General features: G+C 49.3%; 9 protein-coding genes. 7 read left to right on the top strand and 2 right to left on the bottom strand.

Going from position 1 to position 25,140, the window contains the following annotated elements:
- Positions 1–226: 226 nt before the first annotated feature.
- The 4 genes from AOV_RS02615 to rbfA all read left to right on the top strand — a co-directional run bounded on the left by AOV_RS02615 (position 227) and on the right by rbfA (position 8,074).
- Positions 227–3,328: an efflux RND transporter permease subunit gene (locus AOV_RS02615; protein ID WP_075139017.1), complete on the top strand. Its 3,102-nt coding sequence runs from the start codon at positions 227–229 to the stop codon at positions 3,326–3,328.
- A 322-nt stretch (positions 3,329–3,650) separates the two neighbouring features.
- Entirely contained in the window at positions 3,651–5,201 is a 1,551-nt protein-coding gene (nusA, locus tag AOV_RS02610; RefSeq protein WP_075139016.1) for a transcription termination factor NusA, read from the top strand.
- Positions 5,202–5,222: 21 nt separating this feature from the next.
- Positions 5,223–7,724, top strand: a complete 2,502-nt coding sequence (gene infB / locus AOV_RS02605) for a translation initiation factor IF-2 (protein ID WP_075139015.1) — start codon at positions 5,223–5,225, stop codon at positions 7,722–7,724.
- Positions 7,721–8,074, top strand: a complete 354-nt coding sequence (rbfA, locus tag AOV_RS02600; protein WP_075139014.1) for a 30S ribosome-binding factor RbfA — start codon at positions 7,721–7,723, stop codon at positions 8,072–8,074. The genes infB and rbfA overlap by 4 nt, the downstream gene beginning before the upstream one ends.
- A 114-nt stretch (positions 8,075–8,188) precedes the next feature.
- On the opposite strand, the gene AOV_RS02595 is transcribed toward rbfA, so the two are convergent.
- Positions 8,189–8,917 carry a TerC family protein gene (locus tag AOV_RS02595; RefSeq protein WP_233497096.1) on the bottom strand — a complete coding sequence of 243 codons (729 nt, stop codon included), beginning with the start codon at positions 8,915–8,917 and terminating at the stop codon, positions 8,189–8,191.
- A gap of 116 nt (positions 8,918–9,033) precedes the next feature.
- Between AOV_RS02595 and AOV_RS02590 the strand changes: the two genes are divergently transcribed.
- From AOV_RS02590 to AOV_RS02580, 3 genes are all read left to right on the top strand, one after another.
- On the top strand, positions 9,034–11,343 hold the full coding sequence (locus tag AOV_RS02590; RefSeq protein ID WP_075139013.1) for an AAA family ATPase: 2,310 nt from the start codon (positions 9,034–9,036) through the stop codon (positions 11,341–11,343).
- 78 nt (positions 11,344–11,421) lie between these two features.
- Positions 11,422–13,254, top strand: a complete 1,833-nt coding sequence (gene typA / locus AOV_RS02585; RefSeq protein WP_075139012.1) for a translational GTPase TypA — start codon at positions 11,422–11,424, stop codon at positions 13,252–13,254.
- Between the two features lie 292 nt (positions 13,255–13,546).
- Positions 13,547–13,837: a hypothetical protein gene (locus tag AOV_RS02580; protein ID WP_233497095.1), complete on the top strand. Its 291-nt coding sequence runs from the start codon at positions 13,547–13,549 to the stop codon at positions 13,835–13,837.
- 364 nt (positions 13,838–14,201) lie between these two features.
- Here the strand turns inward: AOV_RS02580 and AOV_RS02575 are convergent, their stop codons facing one another.
- On the bottom strand, positions 14,202–24,725 hold the full coding sequence (locus tag AOV_RS02575; RefSeq protein ID WP_075139011.1) for a hypothetical protein: 10,524 nt from the start codon (positions 24,723–24,725) through the stop codon (positions 14,202–14,204).
- Positions 24,726–25,140 lie beyond the last annotated feature (415 nt).

Below are 25,140 nucleotides of genomic sequence, written 5' to 3'. Positions count from 1 at the left end.
GTTGTAGAATCAGCAATTTTGTAAGCAGAAAACTTACTATTAAACGTTGGTTACCCATTATAGGGGGTTATATCTTCTCGGAATTTGTGCTAGTTATATTGACTGATGCTCACCACCTTTGGGTGTGTTGTGTGTGTTGGGGGGGGGGGACCGCAGAATGATGCGCTTGGGCTCCAGTTGCGAGCCCCTCAAATGCGTAGTGTGTTGACAGAACGGTGTGGTTGTCGTGAGTAGGATTTCAGGGTTCTTTTTGGAGAAGAGTAGGCTTACCCTATTCGTTTTGTTTGTTGTTTCCATAGCCGGGGCATACTTTTACTACAAACTGCCGCGTGAGAAAATTCCTGGGGTCAGAGCTCCGGTTATTAACGTCACCGCTGCTATGGAGGGCGTGCCAGCAGAACTGGCCGAGGTGTTATTGGCCCTGCCCATTGAGAGAGAGATACGATCGGTTTCTGGGGTTAAGAGGGTTGTCTCCATAGTGCGGGATGGTGTTGTCAGCATGGTGCTTGAGTTTCGCCATGGTTCGGATATAAAAGCCGCCGTGGAAGACGTCAGAGCCCGGCTTGATGTGGTGCGCCCAAAGCTTCCAAGAAATGTTACCTCACTCCTGGCTGAGGAGCGGAATCTAGGTTTGCTGCCCGTACTCAGTGTGGCTGTTGCTGGGGATTTGCCAACTAGGTCTTTGTGCTCTGTAGCACGCGAGCTAAAGTACAGAATTGAGGCCCTGAGTGACGTTTTTAAGGTAAATGCTGTTGGTCTGCGTAAGGACGTTGTAGAGCTGGATCTAATTCCAGAGCTTATGGACCACCATGGAATACAGCTGACAGACATGGCGCAGGCGATAGCGAGAAACCACGCGTTTGTGGATTATGGTGTGCTTGAATCGGAGGTTGGTAGCCATAAAATAAAGGTTAATGGCCTATTAGACAGCCGTAAACAGATTTTAGATGTAGTACTAAAGGCGCGCGGTGATGCCGTTGTCACTATCGGCAATGTTGCAAAGGTGAAGTTGGCTTTGGAAGACGCGAAAGAGTTTGCCAGAATTAATGGACAGCGGTGCGTTGTATTGGAAATCTCGAAGAAGGGTGGGAGCAATATTTCCGAAGTTGTTGAGCACGTTACCGCTCTGTTGAAGGGTGCAAGTAAGTTCCTACCGGAAGGGGTATCGCTGCTTTTTATACAGGATCAGTCCCAAGAGGTGTCAGCTATCCTGCACGAGCTTGAAAACACAGTAGCATTTTCTGTGCTGCTGGTTATGTTGGTAATGATGGCATTTATGGGTGTGCGCACAGCCATTCTGGTTGCTCTTTCCATACCAGTCTCATTTCTGCTGGGGATTGTTGTCATATACGTCATGGGGTACACCCTCAACATCGTCATACTGTTCACCCTGATCATGGTTGTGGGAATGTTGGTGGATGACGCTATAGTGGTGAGTGAATATGCGGACCGGAAGATGGTATACGGGCTGGATAGGACATCAGCGTATAAGTTGGCATCTTTTAAGATGTTTTGGCCCATAGCCTCATCCACCATGACCAGGCTGGCGGTTTTCATTCCCCTGCTGTTTTGGCCTGGAATTATTGGTGAGTTTATGAAGCACATACCAGTAGTTTCAATCTCCACGTTAGTGGGGTCTTGGATTATGGCCATAGTGTTTACTCCAGTGTTGGGCTCTATGTTCGGTAAGCCTTCGGCGACGTCTGAGGAAGATGTGTCAAAGATCAACGCGATAGAAGATTTAGATATTAGTAAACTAGGCAGTGCAACACGCTTGTACGCTAAGGTATTACGTGTTGTGCTTGATCACCCAAAAAAGTTTGTGTGTGCCACAGTCGGGTCTCTGATGCTAGCTACAATAGCGTATTTTACTATAGGTCCTGGGATGGAATTCTTCCCCGAGATCGAGCCTGACCGCGCCGTTATAGAAGTAAAAAGCGACAGCAACCTTTCGTTGCAGGAAAAAGATGAAATAATTAGATGCGCTGAGGAGAAAATTGCGGGCGTGGAGGGGATTAAGCTTCTCTATGCGCTGGTTGGGCACGGCTTGGATGATCCATGGAACAGTAGGGTGATTGGTGCAATTAACATCGAATTTCAGGATTGGTACCTGCGCAAGAAGTCCACCGTGTTGCTAAGGGAGATTATCGAGCGGTTGCGGGATATTGCCGGGGTAACGTTTGACGTTAAGGGTGATAGCATGAAGCCAAACAAGGGTAAGCCGCTGGAGGTGAACCTGAGGGGTGAAAGTGTTGAGGATCTAGAATCCGCTGCCAATGTCTTAGTATCTGCGATGGGTAAATCTCAAGGTTTTACTGGGGTCACGCGCGATAACCTACTTACGGGAGCCGAGTGGAGTGTTGATATAAACAGAAAGAAAGCAATCTCATTCGGTGCGGATGTGGTATTGGTAGGGCAGTTCGTCAAGTTGCTAACAAGTGGCACGATTGTAGGCAAATATTACCCAGAAGGGGCCAAAGATGGCATAGACATTTTGGCCAGGTTTCATGAGGGTGATAGATCACTGAAAGGATTGGACCGCCTGTCTATAAATACCGTACACGGGGCTGTTCCGGTCTCCTATTTTGTCGATGGAAAAGTGAGACATGGAGCGGATGTGATAAAACGGGTGGATGGATTAAGGTCGCTTACCATCTATTCCAACTTGCTGCCGGGGTATCTTGTGAGTGAGCGAGTAGAGTACCTCAAAAATATTTTAGATCAGCAAATTGGTTCCAATATCACGGCCAGTTTTCTTGGGGATATAGAAAGTCAGGAAGAATCCAAGGAGTTTTTGATAACAGCATTCTGTTTAGTCCTACTTCTGATGGTGTTAGTCTTGGTAGGAGAGCTGAACAGCTTCTACTACGTTGCAGTGGTGATGACTGCAGTGTTTTTATCCACCACATGTGTATTTTTGGGGTTTTTGGTTACCTACAAAGCATTTGGGGTCGTCATGGGCGGGGTTGGCATCATTGTGCTTTCCGGTATAGTGGTTAATAACAACATATTGCTCGTGGATGCTTACCGAGAAAACTGTAAGACGTTGTCAGACAGGAAGGATGCCATATTGAAATCTGCGCTTTCCAGGCTGAGGCCAATATTTTTGACCGTTATCACAGGAGTTTTAGGTCTTCTACCCATGGTTTTGAGGGTAAGCATAGACTTTCTAGGTAGGCGAATCCTGTACGATTCCCCATCCAGCCAAATGTGGTTTGAGTTGTCTACCACAACTTCTGTGGGGCTACTGCTTGCCACGATCATCACGCTGTTGTTCACTCCCGCGATTCTGATATTGGGCGAGAAGAGAAGGGCCGCAACGGGCTGAGGGGGTTTGTGCATGGTGTGATGCTATACCTGCGACTCCGTGTGATTTTGCCGTCATCAGAGCATTTTTGGGCGCCAGGTGCGCTTTTTGCGGGAAGGGTTAGCTGGGTGTTAATGCTCCCATATATTCTGCAGGTAGCAGGCAAGGTAGTCCTTATGCGGCTCTGTGGCTGAGATACCCTATTCCACTTCTGCTTTTTAGGGTGGAGAAATGTCTTGACTCAAATTGGCCTCATAAGTAGAATCGCCGTGGCGTGTTGCGTAAAAGCGCCGCTTCTACCATCAAGGTGTAATAGGCGTTTCGGGCTCGTGCAAGGGGTTTTATGGTGAATCTGTATAATTTTGATAATCTGGAGCTAATCAGGGTTGCTCGGGACGTTGCGGAGCAGAAGGGTCTGAATCTGGAAATGGTGGTGGATGCGATAGAGCAGGCTTTGGAACTTGTGAGTCGCAGCAAGTATGGTGACTGTAAGATCAAAGCGTCAATAGACAGAAAGACGGGTGTGATCTCTCTCTCCAGGCAGGCTCTGGTAGTTAATGATGATATGAGCTTCGATAGCGAGCAGTATGGTATCTTGCCTGGTGAGGTGAATAAATACAAGTTGATCAAGATCTCTGATGCGGTTGCTGATGGTAAGGAGGATGTAAAGGTTGGTGATATCCTGCTTGAGCCGCTACCTCCTGTGGACGTTGACTATAACTCCGCCAAGGTTGCGAGGCAGAAAGTTGCGCAGCTAATCATGATTCAGGAGCGGAAGCGCCAGTATGAGGAATTTAAAGACCGAGTTGGTGACCTTGTCTATGGGGTTGTCAAACGGGTTGAGTACAACAATGTGGTGGTCGATCTTAACGGTAGTGAGGGATACCTACCTGTCTATAATACCATAAGGGGGGAGGTCTTCCGCCCCAATGACAGGGTAAAGGCTCACGTAGAAGAGGTGCGACAAGAAGAGCTATCTGGTCCTCAGATCTTCCTTTCTAGAGTTAGCAGGAGGTTCATGGAGCTCTTGTTCAAGCAAGAGATACCCGAGGTGTATGACGGGATAGTTTCCATAAAGGCGCTGGCCAGGGATCCTGGTTCTAGGTCTAAGGTGGCCGTGTTCTCTTCAGACAAAAACGTGGACCCGGTGGGTGCGTGCATAGGTGCGCGGGGCGTGAGAATACAAAATATAGTCTCCGAGTTACACGGAGAAAAGATAGATGTTGTGCTGTATTCATCAGACCTCGCGAAGTTTGTAGTGAGCGCAATAGCCCCTGCTGAGGTTGTGAAAGTCATCATAGATGAAGATGTGGAGAAGATAGAGCTCGTCGTTCCGGAAAATCAGGTTAGCCTAGCGATAGGTAGGTACGGCCAGAACATAAGATTGGCCTCTGAGCTTGTAGGGTGGGAGATTGACGTCATCGGGGATGAGACGGAATCTACGCGAAAGGCCAAGGAGCTTAGTTTTGGGGCTAAAGTTTTCGTTGACGGGTTGGATGTCGAGGAGATTATAGGGCAACTGTTAGTAAGTGAGGGTTTTTCTACAATAGAAGATTTGGACAAGGTTGACGTTGCTGAGATTACCGCGATAGACGGGTTTAATGAGGAGATTGCGGTGGAGCTCAAAAAGCGCGCTGCTGAGTATCTGACCCGTAGACGCGAGGAAGCGCTTGAGACGCTGAAGAATATGTCTGTGAGTGAGGAGGTACTGGAGCTTCCGTATCTGGAGATAGAAGATGTTGTAAAGCTGTGTGAGGGTGGCATAAGAAACGTGGAGGACATCGCCTCGATGTGTACCGATGAGTTTTATGATACGGTTCCCAAGGCAAGATTGAGTAAAGAGCAGGTGGATTCCATCATTTTGGAGTCTCGCAAGCGAATGGGGTGGATTTAGAGATTTTTCGGGTACTTGTTGATGAGTGATGTTGAGAAGTTTGGAGGGGATTGCGGCTCCTCTGGTAACAGTGGGCGTCCTACGCTCAAACTAGGTGCCAGAGCCTCTACGCTTACAAAAACACCTGCCTCTGCTGGCGGTAGGACCTTCATGACCGTTGAGGTGCGCAGTAGAAAAAGAAAGTCGGGTGGCGTATCTTCCCCTGAGGGTGTGGGCTATGGCGCGTTGCCTTATACTTCTGATGATGGCAGACAAAGACAAGCTTCCCGGTCTGCTACATGCGGCTTGACCGCAAGGGAGCAGCTTTCCAGGATTAATGCGATACACACGGCGGACAGTATAAGCGCCCAGAAAGAGGCTGCTAAGAAGTTTCGGGATGAAGAAGAAGCAGAGACGGCGCCCCCTGCTGAAGGGGGGGATGTGATAGATGGGTCTGATGGTGTGAAAGAGCCCGCCCCCGCCGCAGATGATGTAGTTGCGGAAGTTGCCGCTCCAGTGTTGGGCGACATTACCTCCGGTGCCGCGGGCGCGCGTCCTGGAAGAGGGGGGCACGATGACAAAGGTAAGAGATATTCTTACCAAGGTGCTGGCGGCAAAATTAAAGAAAAAGAGGGTGGAGGTGGTATCAAAAAGGCAGCGGCTTCCCGCGCCTCCAGCAAGCACATCAAATTAGATATAGAAAATGCCCTGAGTGGCACGGAGGAGAGATATGTACTCGTGGCATCTTCCAGGCGTAGGGGTGGTTCCAAGAGTGATCGCAGAATATCCAGAGACGTTGTGATTCCCGATGAAATAGAGGTTAAGGCGCTGGCTGCCGCGATGGCAGAGAAGGTGGGAGATGTGTTGCGGGTTTTGTCACACATGGGTGTAGAGGCTAGGCAGAGCACTGCTATTGGGTCTGATGTGGCACGTGAGGTTGCCGAGAGATTCAATCATCGACCCAAGGTTGTGAGTAAGATCCAGATGGAGAGGGAGTTATCTGACATTGGTGACAGTGGTCTTACACTAGAGCCGAGGCCGCCGGTTGTCACTGTAATGGGTCACGTGGATCATGGTAAGACCTCGCTACTCGACATTTTGCGCAAGTCTAACGTTGCAGAAAAGGAGTTCAGGGGTATTACGCAGCACATAGGTGCTTATCAGATAGATGTTGATGGTAAAAAGATAACCTTCCTTGATACACCTGGGCACGAGGCGTTCTCTGACATGCGTGCCCGGGGTACTAACGTCACCGACATAGTTATATTAGTGGTAGCTGCTGATGATGGAGTTATGCCCCAAACTGTGGAATCCATAAATCACGTTAAGGCTGCAGGTGTATCCATGGTGGTAGCAGTCAACAAGATAGACAGGAGCGATGCCAATGTTGATAAGATTACTAATGATCTGCTGCAGCACGGTGTGGTACCAGAGAAGCTTGGGGGAGACGTCATAATTGTACCGGTCTCTGCGAAGACTGGAGAGAATTTAGATAAGCTGAAATCAAGTGTCTTGCTTTTGGCCGAGATGTTAGAGTTACGGGCCCCAGTTGAGGGTAGGGCGCAAGGTGTGGTAATAGAGTCGAAGATAGAGAGGAATTGTGGCGTAGTTGCGACTGTAATAGTACAGAGGGGTACGCTAAGGAAGGGGAACGTAATAGTAGCTGGGGATGGTTCGTACGGGAAAGTACGCAACATGTTTGATGACGGCGATAATAGTGTTGAGGAAGCATTTCCATCCATGCCCGTTAGGGTTTTAGGGCTTGATAAAGTACCTAAAGCGGGTGACATCTTTTTGGTGATGCCTTCCGAGAAACATGCCAGGGATTTGCTTGAGCACAGGGCAGGGATTAACTTCTCCCGTGAGCGTGAGTCCAGTAAGAATGGCGGCGTTTTCGCGGGGCCGGTGTTCTCCATGAGTAGGCCCGAGGAAGGAGTCAACATGATACTCAAGGCTGATGTAGCCGGCTCTCTCGAGGCTATTTCCCGCTCCGTAGCGCAGATTGAGCACGAAGAGGTCAAGTTTAATATCCTGCATAAAGACATTGGTGACGTTACAAAGTCTGACATTTTGCTTGCTGAGGCTGCATCGGCTGTGATATTGGCGTTTAACGTCAAGGTAGATGCTCAAGCTCGGGATCTTGTAAGGCAGAAAGACGTTGATATACGCCATCACCGCGTTATATATGACCTAATAGATGACGTAAAAGGTGTTATTTCTGGGAAGCTGAAGCCGATCATACGAGAGGTGCAGGTCGGGCTGTTGGTTGTTAGAGAGGTGTTTTCCAGCGGCAAAGGAGGGACGGTTATCGGTTGTTATGTGTCTGAAGGTGCTGTAAGTAGGGGTGCGTCGGTGAAGATTTACAGAAACGACGCGATAATGTGCGAGGGCAAAGTAAAGGTTCTAAGGCGGTTCAAGGACGACGTAAAAGAAGTCAGTCACGGCCTAGAGTGTGGCGTGTTAATTGAGGGCGCCAAGGATATTGCTGTGGGTGATGTGATAAAAGTTCTCGAAGTAGTGGAACACGCTAGGGTGGTGGAATGATAGCTTTTACTCCGGCTGCCAAGTTGCGTAGCTTGAAGGTTGCGTCAGTTCTTAAGAGGGCGCTTGCACAGCTATTTGTTCGTGAGTTTTATGATCTGAGCGGTGTGCTATCAATTTCTGCCGTGAAAGTTAGTGAAGATGCGAGGAACGCCACGGTGTTTGTGGTAATTGGGGACAGGTTGGTTGATAATGATGGGGTGGTTGCCGCGCTGAATGATGCATCCAATAGCATCAGGAGATCGGTATTCAGATATCTCAAATTACGGTATGTGCCCAGGTTGCACTTCAAGCTAGATGTTGAGTTTGATAATTTCCTCCGGATTAGTGAGATAATGGCTGCTCCGAGGTGAGGCTGCCTGCTATTGGGGGTGGTGTTTGGCAGATAGTGGCCTGTGTGCCCGATATGCACCTGCTTATTATTTGTTAGCGATGTGCGGCTACTAAAGAGGTTACCTAGCTGTTTGCTACTTCAGTAAGGTGCGCTTCTCTTTCCAGTAGTCTATATACTCCATTACTATAGGAAAGAGTAATGTCGTATACAGGTAACTGTGAGGGATGTTATACCCCATACCTTCCGCGACTAGCAGCGCTCCTAATGCCCCTATGAATAGTAACGCAATCGTTTTAACTCTTGAGCGCTTGTGCACGATGTTAGACACCTCTTTGGACAAAAAGAGCGCAATGACAGCGTATATGGCGAATATTATGGCGATGAGAAGTGTATTATCAGTTAGCCCAACTGCTGATATTACAGAGTCTAATGAGAGCATAAGATCAATCCCAATGATTTGTCCAATTGCTAGAAGAAATTTGGGTGTAGCATTAATTTTTAGATTTTGTTTAGGAAATATCTCCAAATAAATTTCGCGTACACTTTTATATACCAGGAAAGCCCCGCCCACTATAAAGAACATATTCCTGTAGGAGATTTGTACATGCAACAGTGTGATTAATTGTTCATTCATTGATAATAAAAATGAAGCTCCGAACAACATGGCAAAGCGCATTACCAGAGCTGCACTAAGACCGCAAATTCGTGCCTTGTTGCGTAAGCTTTCCGGAAGCTTTGAGGTGATCAAGGCTATGAAGATTAGGTTATCAATACCTAGAATCATCTCCAGGAAAAATAGGGTGGAGAACTCAATAATACTGTTACAATGGAAGTTCATAGTCAGTGCATTATCCTCGGCCATAGAGCGTAATTCACAAGGTAGTATACACACTTTTGCATTTTTGATCCCATTTTGTTTTCAATGTATTTTAATGCTTAGATGGTACTCTGGCCCCGAGAGTTGGGGGTGGGATTTACGTGTTATCGAAGAACCTTGAGGCCAGTTTACACAGGGCGCTATCAATAGCGTTTGATTTTCGTCACGAATGTGCAACCCTGGAACACCTGTTACTGGCATTGACTGATGACCTTGATGTTAGGCGAGTATTATATGTATGTCGGGTTTCTATAGACAGATTAAGGGCGACCTTAATTAACTTTTTAAGATACGAAATGTCTATAGCAATGAACCAGAATGTCACCGAAGTCAGGCCGAGCATGGCATTTGAAAAGGTGGTGCATAGGGCTATAGTGCACGCGCATGCTTCTGGGAAAGACGAAATTAACGGCGTAAACGTTTTGGCGGAAATTTTTTTGGAAAAAGACTCCTGTAGCGTTTCTTTTTTGAATGAGCACAATGTCAAGTATATTGATGTTGTAAGTTGTATTTCCAGTAACGAGCATCCGGAAGAGCTATATGACCAACACGACCTGGGCAAAGAGGTGGATTTCGTCAAACGAGGGGCGGTTGGCTTTCCTCATGTAGCCAAGGATGTGGTCTCGAAGGATGGTGAAAGCCTTGAGGCGTATTGCGTAAATCTCAATGTTTTGGCCAAAAATGGGAAGATAGACTACGTCATAGGTAGGCAGTACGAGCAGGAGCGTACTATTGAAGTTCTATTGCGTAGGAGGAAGAACAATCCCCTGTATGTTGGGGATTCTGGCGTAGGAAAAACAGCTATAGTTGAGGGTTTAGCGCTACGAATTGTTGAGGGAAACATTGTGCCTCAACTCAAATGTGTGGAAATATACTCTTTAGACATGGGCTCTTTGCTTGCGGGAACGAGGTATCGTGGTGACTTCGAAGAGAGAATAAAAGCGGTTATCCGGGCCATAGAGAACAAAAAGAATGCAGTCCTTTTCATTGATGAGATACATACTATCATTGGTGCTGGGTCTACTAGTGGAAGCCCATTGGACGCCAGTAACCTGCTGAAGCCAGCGCTTGCTAGGGGCTCCATCAGGTGCATAGGTGCAACCACATACAAGGAATATAACAGCAATTTTGAGAAGGACCGAGCGCTGGCGAGAAGGTATCAGAAGATTAATGTTGAGGAATCTACTGTTGAAGAAACTATACAGATTCTGAGTGGGATAAAGTCATATTATGAGATATATCATGATGTGCACTACACCAGCCAGGCGGTCAAATATGCTGCGGAGTTGTCAGACAGGTATATAGCTGAAAGGATGCTACCAGACAAAGCGGTGGATGTTCTAGATGAGGCGGGGGTGTATGCCAAGCTGCGATCGGACGAAAATGGTAAAATAGTCACGGGTAGGGACATCGAAGCCATAATTTCTCGTATTACTGAAATACCGTGCGACAACCTTTTCGCGAGCGACACTCATAAGGTGAAAAATTTAGAAGAAAATCTGAAGAAGGTTATTTTCGGACAGGATGCAGCCATCTCGCAGATTGTGGATGCAATAAGAATTGCCAAGGCTGGGCTCAGAAGCCATCAAAAACCGCTTGCAAGTTACCTACTAGCCGGCCCCACTGGGGTAGGGAAGACTGAGTTGGTAAAACAGCTGGCAAAGAACATGGGGATGAAATTGGTCAGATTTGACATGTCTGAATACATGGAATCCCACACTGTTGCTAGAATGATAGGTTCTCCCCCAGGATATGTGGGATATGAGCAAGGTGGCTTGCTTACCGACACGATAGCGAGAAACCAATATAGCGTATTGCTACTAGATGAGATAGAAAAGGCCCATAGCAGCGTGTATAATATATTGCTGCAAATAATGGACTACGGGTGCATTACTGACACCTACGGACGCAAGGTTAGTTTTCGTAATGTTGTTATCATACTCACTACGAACGCCGGGGCGGTGGAATTCAGCCAAAACGCTTTGGGGTTTGACCGCGACCGCACTTTTCACATAGGTAGCGAGCGCAAGGCCATAGAGAAGATTTTTGGTCCGGAGTTTTGCAATAGATTGGACGCCGTAGTACCATTTTCATACCTAAGTGCCGAAGTGATGGAGAAAGTAGTAGGTAAGTTCATTGCCGAGCTTAGGGATCAGCTGTCCAGAAAGGGTGTTGACATAAGCATCGATAAAGCATCGGTGGAATTTCTAACGAAAATGGGGCAACAGGAGGGCTATGGCGCAAGAAAGGCACAGAGTGTGATTGCGCAGAAGATTAAGAAACACCTAGCGCTTGAAATGTTGTTCGGAAAGCTGGCATACGGGGGCAGGGTAGAGGTAAAGTTTGATCCTCAAAAGGAGGATTTCTCGTATGAATTTTTCGAAAAATCTGTTGATAGTATTGCGCAATAACTTGCTGCACGGTGGTTTTTATCGTTGATTATTTAGTTAAATCCTATAGATTTATCCCGTTGCGTCGTGGGGGAGTCTATGTCTAACAATTACGAGTCTGTTCGTAATTTGGCTATTGTTGCACATGTAGATCATGGGAAGACTACACTCCTAGATAGTATGCTCAAGCAAAGCGGTGCACTAAGAGATAATCAGGAAGTTGTTGAACGGATGATGGATAGCAACGACCTGGAGCGGGAGCGGGGTATTACAATTCTGGCAAAGTGTACCGCAATTACGTGGAGAAGCCACAAAATCAATGTAATAGACACACCCGGCCACGCCGATTTCGGTGGTGAGGTGGAGAGGGTACTCTCCATGGCGGACGGGGTACTCATGCTTGTTGACGCATCTGAGGGCCCAATGCCGCAGACAAAGTTTGTGCTATCGAAAGCGCTGAAGGCCAATTTGCTACCGGTAGTTGTGGTAAATAAAGTTGATCGCCCCGATAGTAGGGTGAGCGAGGTTTTGGATGAGGTGTATGAGCTTTTTATAAATCTCAATGCTACAAGTGAGCAGCTGGATTTTCCTGTGCTATATGCTTCCGGGAGGAATGGTTGGTGCGTCAGGGATTTGTCCGAGGAGCGTAAAGATCTTTCTCCCCTGTTTGGGGCGATTTTGGAATACATCAAGCCGTCACAGTATGATTATGACGCCCCGTTCAGTATGTTATTGACCCTTTTGGAGTCAGACAAGTTTTTGGGTAGGGTGCTGACTGGTAAGATATACCAGGGTAGGGCGAAGATCAATTCGCAGGTGAAAGTGCTAAACTTGGGCGGTGAAGTTGTGGAGAGCGGCAGACTGACCAAGCTGCTGTCCTTTTCTGGTTTGAAGCGTATTCCAGTTGATGAGGCCAGTGCTGGGGACATAATAGCCGTTGCTGGGCTTGAAAAAGCTTCGGTTTCCGACAGCATCGTAGACATTTCGGCGAGCGTGCCCATTTCCTCTACTCCGGTGGACCCCCCAACTATGGCTGTGACTATCGGAGTGAATGATTCACCTCTGGCTGGTACTGAGGGTACCAAGCTTACGTCTACTGTGATCAAAAACAGGCTGCTATCCGAGGCTGAGACTAACGTTGCAATCACGGTGAAGGAGGGAGAGCGCAGTGATTTTTATGAGGTTGGTGGCAGGGGGGAGCTGCAGTTAGGTGTATTGATTGAAACAATGCGGCGAGAAGGCTTTGAACTTTCCGTATCACGCCCGCGCGTCCTATTTAAGAAAGAGGGGTCGGCCGTTCTGGAGCCCATTGAGGAGGTAGTAATTGACGTTGATGAAGAATACAGCGGCGTGATAATGGAGAAATTAAGCTTCCGCAAGGGTGACATGCAGGATATGTCGCCGTCGGGGAAGGGAAGGGTGCGCATGGTGTTTTTGATTCCTTCTAGGGGGCTAATTGGCTATCATGGTGAGTTTCTTACAGATTCCAGGGGCACCGGTATAATGAACCGCCTGTTCCATGGGTATGCACCGCATAAGGGCGATATTCCTGGTAGAGTGAACGGCGTGTTGATTTCTACTGGGCAGGGTGAGGCAGTTGCGTATGCCATTTTTAACCTTCAAGATAGGGGTGCAATGTTTATCAAACCTCAGGATAAGGTATACATGGGCATGGTAGTCGGGTTGCACAATAGGGGCAATGACATTGAAGTGAACGTCCTGAAGGGCAAGCAGTTGACCAACATTAGGGCCGCAGGTTCTGATGAGGCTGTCAGGCTTGTTCCCCCGCAGTTGATGACGCTAGAGGAAATGATAGGATTCATCAATGATGACGAGCTGGTAGAATGTACTCCAAAATCTCTGAGGCTGCGGAAAAGGTTTCTGGACCCCAATGAGCGCAAGCGTCTTTCAAGGTCAAAAAATACGGCATAGGTGCACGTTCTGTGTTGAGCAGGGTTTGGCGTGTGATGTTTGCCCGGTGTTTGCTCGTACGTGCATATAGGCTTTCGTGGCGAATAATACAGGTGTGACAAAACAAGCCCTGGCTCGGTGTTATAGTTCACAGCGATCTGGATCGCTCGCGTCACGGTGTGCGCCCTCCCGCGTCCATAGCCACCTACTATAACGTACCCGCACTGCGCGGTGGCGATCTCGGCATACTCCCCGTAACGTAAGATTAAGGTTTTTCCTGGAAGCTGGCCATCACAAGTGTTTGGTGAGCCCTATGATACAGCAGCCTCTTGAGTACATAACAGAACTTACTATGCAGATTGTTTTTGTGATAGAAAGGGAGATGGAGTGCCTGCGCCTGCGTGATAATCAAAAATTCAAGGCGTTGCAAGACATAGAGAGGGAATTACTCCAGCTCCTGGAGGAGGCGCTCAGCAAAGTCAGGGGAAATGCAGAAATTTTGCACGGAAGTAGCCCGGCTGTGCTGGAGAAGCTTAACTCCACTTTTGCTAGATTTGATACTTGCCTTGCCGGAAAACACTCCCTGATGGCTCAGATGTCGTGAAGTGCCTGGAAGCCAGCACAATCGAACTGGGATCTGGTACGCACCTGAGGGGTTGCTGCGCTGCTGAGATGAATATGGAAAAGTTGCCCTGGCCCCAACCACGATAGGCCACGTCTTGCAGTGGGTTACCACGGCTGCACGATTGTGACGTGCCTCAGGTAGCCTATGCTAAGTACCACTCCCTAATTATGGTCCCATGGTGCGGTGATGAGCAGTGGACACCACTGCAGCAGTAATGCTGTGATAGAAACTGATGCCGTGTGCGAGAAGCAGACACCCCACGGCAGGCCACGCTTTGCGTGGCGCGTGCGTGACCGAAATATGGAAGACTGCTTGTTAGTAAGATGCCCCTTTGGGGATCTCATTAAACGCTGTTGCGGCGATCCTGGCTCTTACTAACTTCTTTGACTACTTCAGGGTCTGTTATGGTGCTTGAAGGTGTATCGCCTTCTCTCCCCTGTGGTGTTTCCGCCGCACCTTGTTGGTGTTTATTCTGCTGACTTTTATGAAGTTCATCCTCGCCAGGTGACCGCGCCTCCGCTTGTTGGCTGTCTGATGTCGGTGGAGAATGCTCCTCAGCAACTTCGGGTTTTGCCTCAGCAGCCTCCGAAACGCCACGGTGATTTTCTTCTTTTGCAATGCTACTATTGTTGCTTTGCTCTTGTTGCGCTTCCTGTGGTGCGCGCTTTCCTGATTCAGTAGGTTCTGCAGAGCGGTTTAGCTTCCTTATGCCGAGTTTGTCGAGACAAACTGCAAGTCCAAAAGCGCAGGTATAAACCAACCAAAGGGTCACATCCTTGACCCACTGCCACAATTTTGCATACCAAGGCCGCTGGCCTTCACCCATCTTGGGCATACTCCTGAACAGTACTGCCACGTCAGAGAATGAAGGAGGTGCTTTTTTCTTGTCGTCGGCGCCACGGTCATGCTTATCATCCGGTGCTCCCTTACCGCTTCCAGTGTCAGTGGAGCGTGCAGAGTGTATATCAGCGACCTGCTGAGTCTCCTGCTGCTGCCGTGAAGAGTGCTGGGCTTTCATCCTGCGTACCCGTACCGCATCCTGGATCAACATTACTGCCACGCCGGCCACCACACGGCACCAATCAATCACACCCTTGATCCACTGCCACAATCTTGCATACCAGGGCTGCTGACCTTTCTTTTCCATCTTGGGTATTGTCTGGAGCAGCTTTCCGGCAAAGTTCGGAGTCTTTTTTCCGTGGTTCGGCTGCTTCTGTCCAGCAGTTCCAATATCGTCTTCCATTATTGATCCCTCCCTATGAATACCTCTGAAGCCGTATGCTCTGCTAAGGTGTATTTCTAAGAAACTAGCTTCTGCATCCTGGCATTGCCTTATAGACACGTCAGGGTCGGTAAATATGTCTCGATTGTACAAGTCTAGCAGTAGCGTATCAGCTGCGTTGAGAGATGTATTGTTGCTCAACCTAGCCAACACGGCGCTTTCTATCCTGCTGCTATCTATGGTATATGAACTGCATCTTCCGTGTAGGAAACTAATACCATTTTCATCATTGCGCTCATAGAAGGCTATCAACATGTCTGTAATGTCAGCCTCACGCAGCGCGTATGCACCTGTCTCGCTTGTATACAGGGTTCCTAGGGCAATAGAATTCTTCAGAACCCCATCTAAGCAGGATAAGGCACGTACTGAGTCTACCCGGTTGGTGCGCAGTGCATCGGCAATAGTTGCTATCACCTTCTCCACGCAGCTGTGCTCTGGTGGGAGCGCAGCGGTACTGCACAGCGCTTCAGCAGAATCTACATCTCCCAAGCTAAACATGTTCCGTAAGAGTGTAGAGTCCACAACAACGAATTTCTGTCCTATTGACTTGCGTACACTTTCGATTGACTCGCGCATCCCTCGCAAACCCCTTTTCTCGTAACCGCGGGTGAGTGCACCTACTGCGACGTTTCTCAATTCCTGCAGTACAATGCGATTGCCCTCGGCGTTTGGTGCTTCTAAGCCCCGTACCGGAGCCGCGTTGTCAATTTGCTGCACGACTGATTTTACAAGCTCTGTTACTTTTTTCACTATGCCGTCAAACTGTGTCGCTGCTTGCCGCGCTTTGGCATCGGAACCCTGCTCATGTGTAGCTTTAAGTTTTACAGCAACGTTCCGCAAGTCTCCGAGCGATGTCAGCAGCGACAGCTTATGGGTAATAACCTCGAACTTTGCTGCTAAGGCACCAATATTGCCTTGCGGGATATCGCTACCTCCCAACCGGTATACCACGTTGACGGTGTTAGGGTGCAGACTCTCGGGGGTACTATGGCCTCCTGTTCCTGTGAACAGGGGCAATAGGCCAACAGCGCTTTTTAGAGAGTTAACAATATCTTTCTGTACGGCGTCTAGCTGCGTACCAAGTCCGTACCCGTACAACAACTGCACGGCCTCTGCCAAACTCTGTGAAATGTCCTGTATCTCCTGCAGCTGTACGGGTGCTGTTGTCTGTACACCAACAGCTCCGGGTGTGCATGACGACACATCCACAATTGTTCCGAACCACTGTGCGGCTGTTAGTGCCCTACGTGCAGAAGCCGGACTTGCCGGAGTCTGGGTTGTAGCACTTCCACTGACCTGCACCAAGTCTGTTGTTGTGCTTGCAACAGATGAGCTCCCCACCCCTGCAGCTGCAGCCAATTTTCTAAGCCCGGATTTGGTCAGTACTGCGATTCTATCGGATAGCTGCGTCACTTCTTTAGATGCTACGATGCCGCGGTTACGGTTTAGCATTGTGTCAGTAGCGTATTCTATGTTCCCCATGAGTTGCGCTATACCGCTGTCCTCATGGCCTGCAAGCTTAGTGCAAACCTGGTTCAGTAAGGTCTTTGCGCTCAATGCGTCGCCAACTAGCACAGTAAGTTCGCGCTCGACTTCCTGGTGTTGTGGGGCATTTGTGATTCTTGGCCCTGATGCGTAGACTGATTCGCACAGTACCTGAGACGCGCTCTTACGGGGCACGAAAACGTCGTGCTCGGTCTTCACGCACACCTCAGAAACCAGTGTACTTGCGTCACGTACGGCCTCATACACGTCTATAAGTGCAGCCGCACGCAGGCGCACCTCCTGTGGGTTTGACTGTGCACTGCTAAGACTGTTAGCAGTGACTTCCCACCCACTCAAAATGTTGTCCAAAATGTTGCCAGCTCCGTCGTGTACATGCTCACGTATAAGGTCGTGCGCAATGTGTACGGCGTGCATAGCAACTTGTACAAAGGTGCTGTAGTGTTGTACAGTGTCCCGCTGTACACCTTCCGCCTGGGAGGCAGCATTACGCCTGTGAATGAGCTGTGCCTGTAAATTGTTCCTGCATTGCTCAAGATGTGACAAGATTTGCTCTACCACTTCCGCATCTCGCTGTGTGCGTGCATCGTAAAGAAACCCTACCAGGTTCTCTACAGCACCTAGGCTCATCAGTGCCCTGTCGCGTGCCGCTATTTCATCATGGCATACATAAGGTGCAGCAACTTTTTCCTTCTGTGCGTCATCTGCCGCGCTTCTGGCGAGAGAAACCATTCTGAAGATCTGTGTCAGCGCTTGATCTTCCTTCGATATCCTTTGAGGCCGGCTAGTATGCTCCTCTTGTTGTGATGTTTCCTGCAACAATGTCACCGCGTCAGATAACCCGCTGAGCATAGAAACTGCATCTCCGGGTAGTGGAGCTGCTACAAGCTTGGCATTCAACAAGAACGCCTGGCACTGTATAATTGCTTGCTGAAGTGCTTGCTCGTGCGGTACTAATTCTCCATTGCCTCCACCCGCAATTCTAGCGAGCAGCAGATGCAGGGCTGCTTGCTGCGCACGCTCCAGACTGTGTCCGGCACTTCCCAGATGGCGCATGAGCTTCCCGCCTTGCAGCGTGTTGTATGTTCCGTTGTGGGCAAGAAACTGACTTATGCTTCTAAGCAGTCTAGTAGCCCTACACAGGCCTATGACTGTCCTATCAGACTGTGCAGCATCACCACTTTCGATGTCGGAAAATGAATGTGCTTCCTGCTGCTCCGGAGTCACCACGGAGTGACCGACCTCGACCACGCTGGGGGCAAGCCTTTTATAGTCATGGCCCTGCACTATCCTTGCGTTTTCGGATATACTCGCCGCTTCTACCAACCCGAGTTGGGTGACGAGAATACCATATACAGTGCTCATTGCACATTGGTCACCGGGGGCTAAGTTTCCATCGCGGTGTATGCCAGCAATGGTGCTGACAACCAGTCTAATGCTGTCCTGTAGGCGCTCAGCCACGGTGCTCATGCTGCTCGTGCTGATGTGCTCCATAAGACTCTCTGCTTCGCCGATAGCAAATTTTATGCGCTCCTTCTGTCCCTCATTTAGATTGCTGCCAGCGATCACCTCTTCCATTACGCCTTTTGCGTCGTTCAGTCCGGCAAATACTGTGGCCAAATCTAGCACCGGTGCTGGGGTACTACCCGCCGCTTTACCCATTGAGAGTTGCGAGTCTGTCGTTGGTGCAGTGATGGCAGTGCCACATGCTGCATGGACGTCATGCTGCATGCTATCCAACAGTTTTGCAGAGATGCTATTACCCGCCGTCTTACCTGCCTTAATTGCGGACACGGCGATCCTCGCTATTGCTGGATGCAGATCTTCTGAGATTTGAACTCTGTTGCTCATCCCGGTAGTGCTCTGCGTCTGTTGTATAGCGCCATTAAGTTCAGTAAGAATGCCTGACACTAGGTCGCTAGTTACCCTCACTGTGGTGGTTCCGTCCTGCGATGCTTCTTGCTGGCTGCCAAGCTTTGAATCTACAAGTGTTGCGATCTGCTGCTCAGTAATAGCATGAGTTGTTCCTAAGTGTTCCGCCCTGGCGATAGATTCTCTCACAGCACTGATGGTTGTGATTAGTACTGTGCGCGCGAGATCAAGTGGAACATTATCAACACTGCTTGCTGCGGTAGTTGCGCGCTGTTCGGCTTCTTTCGCGGAGACCCTACTACTCTCTTCAATTACTGTGCCATTTTCCCAAAAGTCTAGAGCGACGTCATGGACCTTAGTAACTCCTTGTGCCAGGTTCTGTATCATCTCATCTGTCAGTGCGGCAAAGGCCAAAGCGAGAGGAGCCTTCACCGCTTCTGCGCTGACTGCTGCATGCGCACTTTTTACGGAATCACGAATTGCCGTGAATAGGTTTGCAAAAAACCTTTCTGAGACTGCAACCACGCCTTGCTTCCGGGAATTTGCGAAAAAGCTAAACAGACTTTTCTCCACTGCACTTTGCGTTGTTATGTTTCCTACTGACAGAGTACTGGCAATCTCCTTCGCCAGTGAGACACAGCTTGAAACATGAACCGCACCTGCGCTACTGCCGGAGGTTACCAGCGTAGTCGCGTACTTCGCTGCTTCTTTGACCACATTTTGGTCTACGCCTTGCACTTCCTGCAGTGCGGAGCGTATTGCGTCGCGACAGCACCCCTTTTGAGTTTCTATGTATAGGGAGGTGACCATCTTCTCCACGTGTCGGGATAGTGCGCCACGGTTACATGGGGAGGCGTTGACTCCGGTGTACCGAGCGGCAATATGCAGTACTACACTTACGACCCGGTTTACCAACTCGTCCCCAATTTTTGAGTTTGGTGCAAGTGCACCTATTGCCAACATTTCGTCTTCAAAGTGCTTAAATGCACCAGAGACTACCTGCGCGGACAGGGTCACCGTATCACTACTGGGGGAAGCGGCCCTGTCTGACACTATGCGCTCTATGGCATCGCTTGGCAGGCTGGGCGGAATAGTACGTCCCCTGCGGTCACTAACAACAGCTTCCTGTATTGCATGCATTGCTGCCACAACTACGCTGCGCGCGACATCTGTACTGACAGTGACGGTTCGTCCACCACTCTCGCTGTCCCTACTTCCGGCCTGTGTGCCTAAAAACCCGCCGTCATGCATTATCAGCGCTTGCTCTACAACTCCACCTATGAATGCTGCGCGGGGCTCAGTCGAGTAGATAGATGCTGGAACTGCCCTGCCTAGGTCAAACTTGCTTTTCTGGTTTATGACTTCTCTCACAAGATCCAAACAACCCCTGCCGGAGGCATTGTGTGCGGTGTATACCGCATCTTGATGCATGAGACCCCTGTGTAACCGGATTAAGTTGTCTATCATGGCGGAAATGACGCTTGCATCAGAAACCATGCGGCTGTGTCTAGCATCGTTTGGTAAACCTGCGACTATGATTTCATTCAGCATGTCACCCGATATTTGTGCCTGTATTCCATCTATGGCTGTGCTAAGCTGCATCGCGTTGGAGCACGCCACTAAAGCGTTATAAACAAATTGCACCGGAACTGCTGCAGTATGGACACTATCTGTCTCGGTGCCTGCTGCTTGCGCACCACGTGTGCTCCCCTCGACTGCTCTTGACATCTCGCTCAGCACCACGATTGGGTCGTCTCTATTGGCTGCATTCCTGACGTGGGTAATGTTATGCTCTTCTATCAATGCTCTGAGTACTACCGCAAAATCGGCTCCGCTGGTGATAACAACTTTACCGTCAGATACTGGCAGTAGCCTCGCTATCTCTGCCAACCGATTACTCGGAACCAAAGCGCGTACCCCCGCCACAGCGGAACGTACTTGTAGCGTATATGCAAGCGTTTTTAGTGAGCTGCGAACAAACTCCTTAGGGACTTCTACAGCTGGAGATTGTTCCAAGGTATTTAATACTTTTATGTCTACCAGCCTACCAACTACGCTTTCCAGGTCCGTTAGCACGGCGCTCATTTTGCTGCTAAGCTGCGGTGTAGCGGAGAAATCACGCTGCGAGATCTCCCGTGCGCATGCGTGCAGGACCAAATGCGGTGCGTTACCATCCAGGAAGCCGCGGTTTCCTGATGACAGGGCACTATCTATTTCCGAGAGTATAGAATCTGCAGAATGCAGTGCTTCCCTCAGCTTATCATAGTCGGCGCCCTGATTGCCACGAGAAAGCGCTGTATCCGCATCTCTTATCCTAGTGCGCATAGCGGGCATTATATCCAACAGGTTGCTCTCTGGGTTATTTAGGATGTCAGTAACCCGTGCGCTGCCAGAAGCTACCTTTACTGTGTGAACTACTATATCTTTCAGAATTTGAACTGCTAGACGAAGAAAAACGAGCGCATGCGCAACATGCTCAGCCGCGCTACGTGCCGCTCTCTGAAAGTGTAGCAGTGTTTCGCTATTCCTAAGCCTTGTACCAAGGTGCGATAGCTCATTTTTGCCATACTGTAGCCATGCCTCTGCTTCCAGTACGTTGGTGACGCGAATGCTATTGTGAACAGACTTTACGGCCCGCTTCACGTAATTGCCCGCATTTAGCAACTTTTCACGCACCAGGGCCACGCTTTCACCTCCACGTTCTCGCAACGCGGTTGTGCTGTGCTCTTCAACTAGGCGATAAGCCTGTGCTATGTGATAATATGCGTTGGCGGCCTTCTCTCTGAAACTGTTAACAAGCTCATTTGAAGTGCGATCTTTAGCAAAACTCCTACGCTTGCCCAACGCTTCATGTTTGGCAGCTAGCTCTAGCAAGGTAGCTGCATGCATCATCTCTTCTGTAACTTTTTGGTCGCAGAAAACCAGGTGTGGGTTGTCAGAAATAGCATCAACTATCTTGCGTGTTGCGTTTTTCAGCTCTAATCTAAGCGTATCAGTAGGGTCGTCTGCGGGACCCATAATAGCACTCACTACGTCTCTTTCGGCATCGCTCAAACTGTTAGCGAAATTCTCAATGCTGATTTCACGGAACGGCCCCTTGTACGCGCTGCGCGCACTTTCCAAAGCCGAATGTAGCCGCTCAGATGCTGCCAAGAGGTTCTGGTCTTTTGATGATGCTGCACCTTCTGTATCGAATATCCCGGGTGTGTGCTTAATGCGTTTTGCTGGGTGATTCGTGACCACATCGCGAATCATCTGTGATATTTGCTGTGCATCATACAACGTTAGAGCAACGATGTCTGCTGTGTTGGAAGCCGCAGTGTCCGCGGTGATACCATCACAGATGTGTTGTACCTTTGTGGTTAGAGCCTGGGTGCGTGGTACAAGCTGTACGGCAACGCGTACCCACTGCTTGCCTGTTAGCGTAGACACGTCTGTGAGAATGGTGTCAATATGTCCGAGCAACTGCGCAATGTTTGTATGCAGATCAGCGCTCTCGGGGCCACTGATGCTGGAGGCAGTGGAATGTAGCGCGCCCATGGCGCGTGCTAGTTCGTACCGTGTTACATAAGCTTGAGTTCCTGTGCTGCACTTTGCACTTGGGTCTATGACATCACACTCGCATGCCGCCTCGTAAACTAGTGCGGCAGTTGATGGGACAGAGCACCTAGCAACCATTTCCTGTACGGCGCTTGGTGATACCTTACCAGATGACTTGAGTAGCGACATTACCGCTTTTACAGCACCTCTGTCCTCAACACTGTCTATTTTGCACTCTCGATTTTCAATCCAGGTTATTACGCTTGCGACTATGGCATCCTGTGTTGGGTTGTGCACAAGGTTGCTTCCGGGTATTGCTGCAACTGTCATTGCATGTGAGAGAATATCCTCAGAGCCGGCCTGCAAAGCTGAAAGTGCGACATGTCCCGCTAATAGTCTTTGCCCTATGTCGCTAGAGTTCGGGCACAACTCGCCTATGAGCCTCGTAACTAGTGCCTTTGTACTATTCACTACTGATGGATCGGCACGCCCGACTGCTGCACCAATTATTCTCCGAATGATGGACTGACCATGCTGCCCTCTTCCCCGCGTTAGGTGGTAGGCGAGCACTGTGCCCAGTGCTGAGTTGTCTTGGTTTATCAGCGCTCTGATTGCGGAGGTTATGTCTTCAATGTTGTGCGGCTTGGCTACACACAGATCCAATGCGTCAAGCGATGCTGCATTTCTACATGACAGCACTTCGTGCAGCATTTCAGGGTCACTCAAAACACCAATATGCCGTTTCAGGGCGTCTGCTAACTTGCCTTGTTCTGCGGCCGCAAGTATTTCATTGAGCAACGCAGTGGGAACAGTTGTAGCCGCTCTACCCCTTTTGGCTGTTGGTGCCATGTCATCATGACTACTTGGTATTCTGGCTCTTTTGATGGGAGATATTTCAGCTCCAAACTCCCGCACTTTGTTTGTGACTTGACTCAAGATTGTGGTCAACTTCTGCGCCTGCTGCTGTGCAGTGCTGACGAGTTTAGTTAGTAGATCGCGTATAGCATCAGCAAGCCTTTTTAGAAGGCCTACGATTTTTGCTAGCAGAGCGTTTTGCGTAGCAGCGTCGGCGATGGTGCTGCCAACTTTGTCTCTTGCATACCTAACTTCCTCACCGATTTTCTTCAAAATTGTAGAAATTTTTTTCAGTACTGTCGATGCGCCGCGCGGAATGGTCTGAGACTTAAGCTCTACCACTACAGTTTCGACATTACTTTTTGTCTGCTCTGCAAATTGCAATAAATCGCCAAGTTTGTCATGCTTATCATGCTGCTCCTCAGCACTTCTCGTTTGGGAGTCATGATGTGTGGTGCGTGCGAATCGACCTCCGTTACTATTTCGCCGCGGCGCTTTTGCCTTTCTAGGCGTTGCCTGCTGCGGGCGTGCTGCTGCACCACTCCTCGCTGACACCGCTTTGCGCTCTGTTGACGCACCTCCTGGTACTGCGTCACCATCGATATCAATTTCGACAGAAGTCCGCAACTGTTCGGCTTCATCATGCGATAAACCATCGCGTGTTTCCGCCGCAGTATAGTAGTTTGTGCTACTGGCGGTCTGGTGCTCCTCTTCTTCCTCCATTAACTCACTAACGCCTTGGCTGTTATCATCACTAGTGTGATGTGCATCCTCAGTGGAGAGCTTTTCGCGTTTCATTGTGTCGCTACTCTGCCCATCGTTGACTTTTTCGCTATTTTTTGTGGTGGTATCTTGATTGTTATGTCGTCCCGATACGGCAACAAAAGCGCCACTCGGCTCCTGTGCGACTTGTCGTGCGTCCGCATCATCAGTGCTGCTACGTGTTGTCTTATCGGTATCAGCGGCAGCCCCTCTACCTTGCTGCGTTTTGTGTTCGCGACTGTCGCTTACACCCCGCGCCTCTGGCGTTGTCTCCTCGTCACCACTCGCCTCCGCCTTGATTACATGACCAGAACCTGAGTCGTGCGTATGAGCACTGTGTTTGGTGTCAAGTGATGAGTGTTGAGCATGGCTGGCTGCTGAGTGAGTGTGGCCTGTACCAGTTCTTGATGTATCAAGTGCTTCCTCGTAGGCACTCTGCGCATCTTTCCGATACTGCTCCGACTGCTCCTTCCGAGCTTTCTGTGCACGCTGCAGCTCGGTGTTATCGCTAATAGCTTGGTAATCCCAGGACGAGTCCGCGCTATAGCTCGCAATTGTGCTGTCTTGTGAGCTTGAAGTCACGTCTAGCAATGATCCAATAAGATCTCTGGCAACGACGCCAAATTTCTGACCAGATTTTGCACACTCGTTGGCACAAGTACCGCACAACTTCCTCAGTATCTCCAAAGCAATCGTTGGGTTTTGTGCAGCGTTGCACTCAATTACCTGCTCCAGTAGAGACTTCTCTGCGCTGTTTAGGTGTAGAGTTCTCTGCAGTACCGAAGCAGAGAAGCGATCGCACAGCAGCTCTACTGTCTGCTTGTCTCCATTCTCTACCGCCTTTTCTAGTATGCAGTAACCGGTGCCAAAGCCCAGCTCCTTCAAACTTTGGGCTTCATCAAGCTCGCTTAGATACTGCTGAAGTTTACTGGCACCCCCACTACAATATGTGGTGTAGGCACTTGACGTAGATTGTGTGCTAGCAATACTCGGATGGTGAGCCGCACCATTACTGGTTGCCGCAGCAGGGCTGCCCTGTGTTGCTTCAGTCATATGATTTTCCTGGGTTGGACGTTGGAGTTGGGTTTGGAGCAAACTCATCCTGGGACTGCAAAGTGCTGGGATCGCGCCCTGGCCATCCAGCCGCTCTTCAAGATTGTGTTTAGCCTATAAAAATGCTACCTGTAGTTATGTTAACATATGGTAAACATATAACCTGGTGCCCCACACGCGCGGCACTATGAGTGCATGTTTGTCGTATTTGTAGCTGAGTCAAAGTGGCTGTTAGATTGGCCATATATTGCGTTGGTGGTTGGAGGGGGGTGGCTTAGCGTTGCCTAGCAGAGTATGTCAATTTTTAGTATTGGTTGCAGCACGTCTGTAAGACAGCCTTGGCCTATTCGGTAGATGTGCCACCACAGGAACTTGTTCGTAAGTGTTGGTTTAAGTGCATAGGAGCCTGTGAGTT

Source organism: Anaplasma ovis str. Haibei (genome assembly GCF_002214625.1).
In the GTDB taxonomy this organism is placed as follows: Bacteria; Pseudomonadota; Alphaproteobacteria; order Rickettsiales; family Anaplasmataceae; genus Anaplasma; species Anaplasma ovis.
Note: the sequence above shows the minus strand (reverse complement) of the source record. Positions and strands in the feature narration are given on the sequence as shown.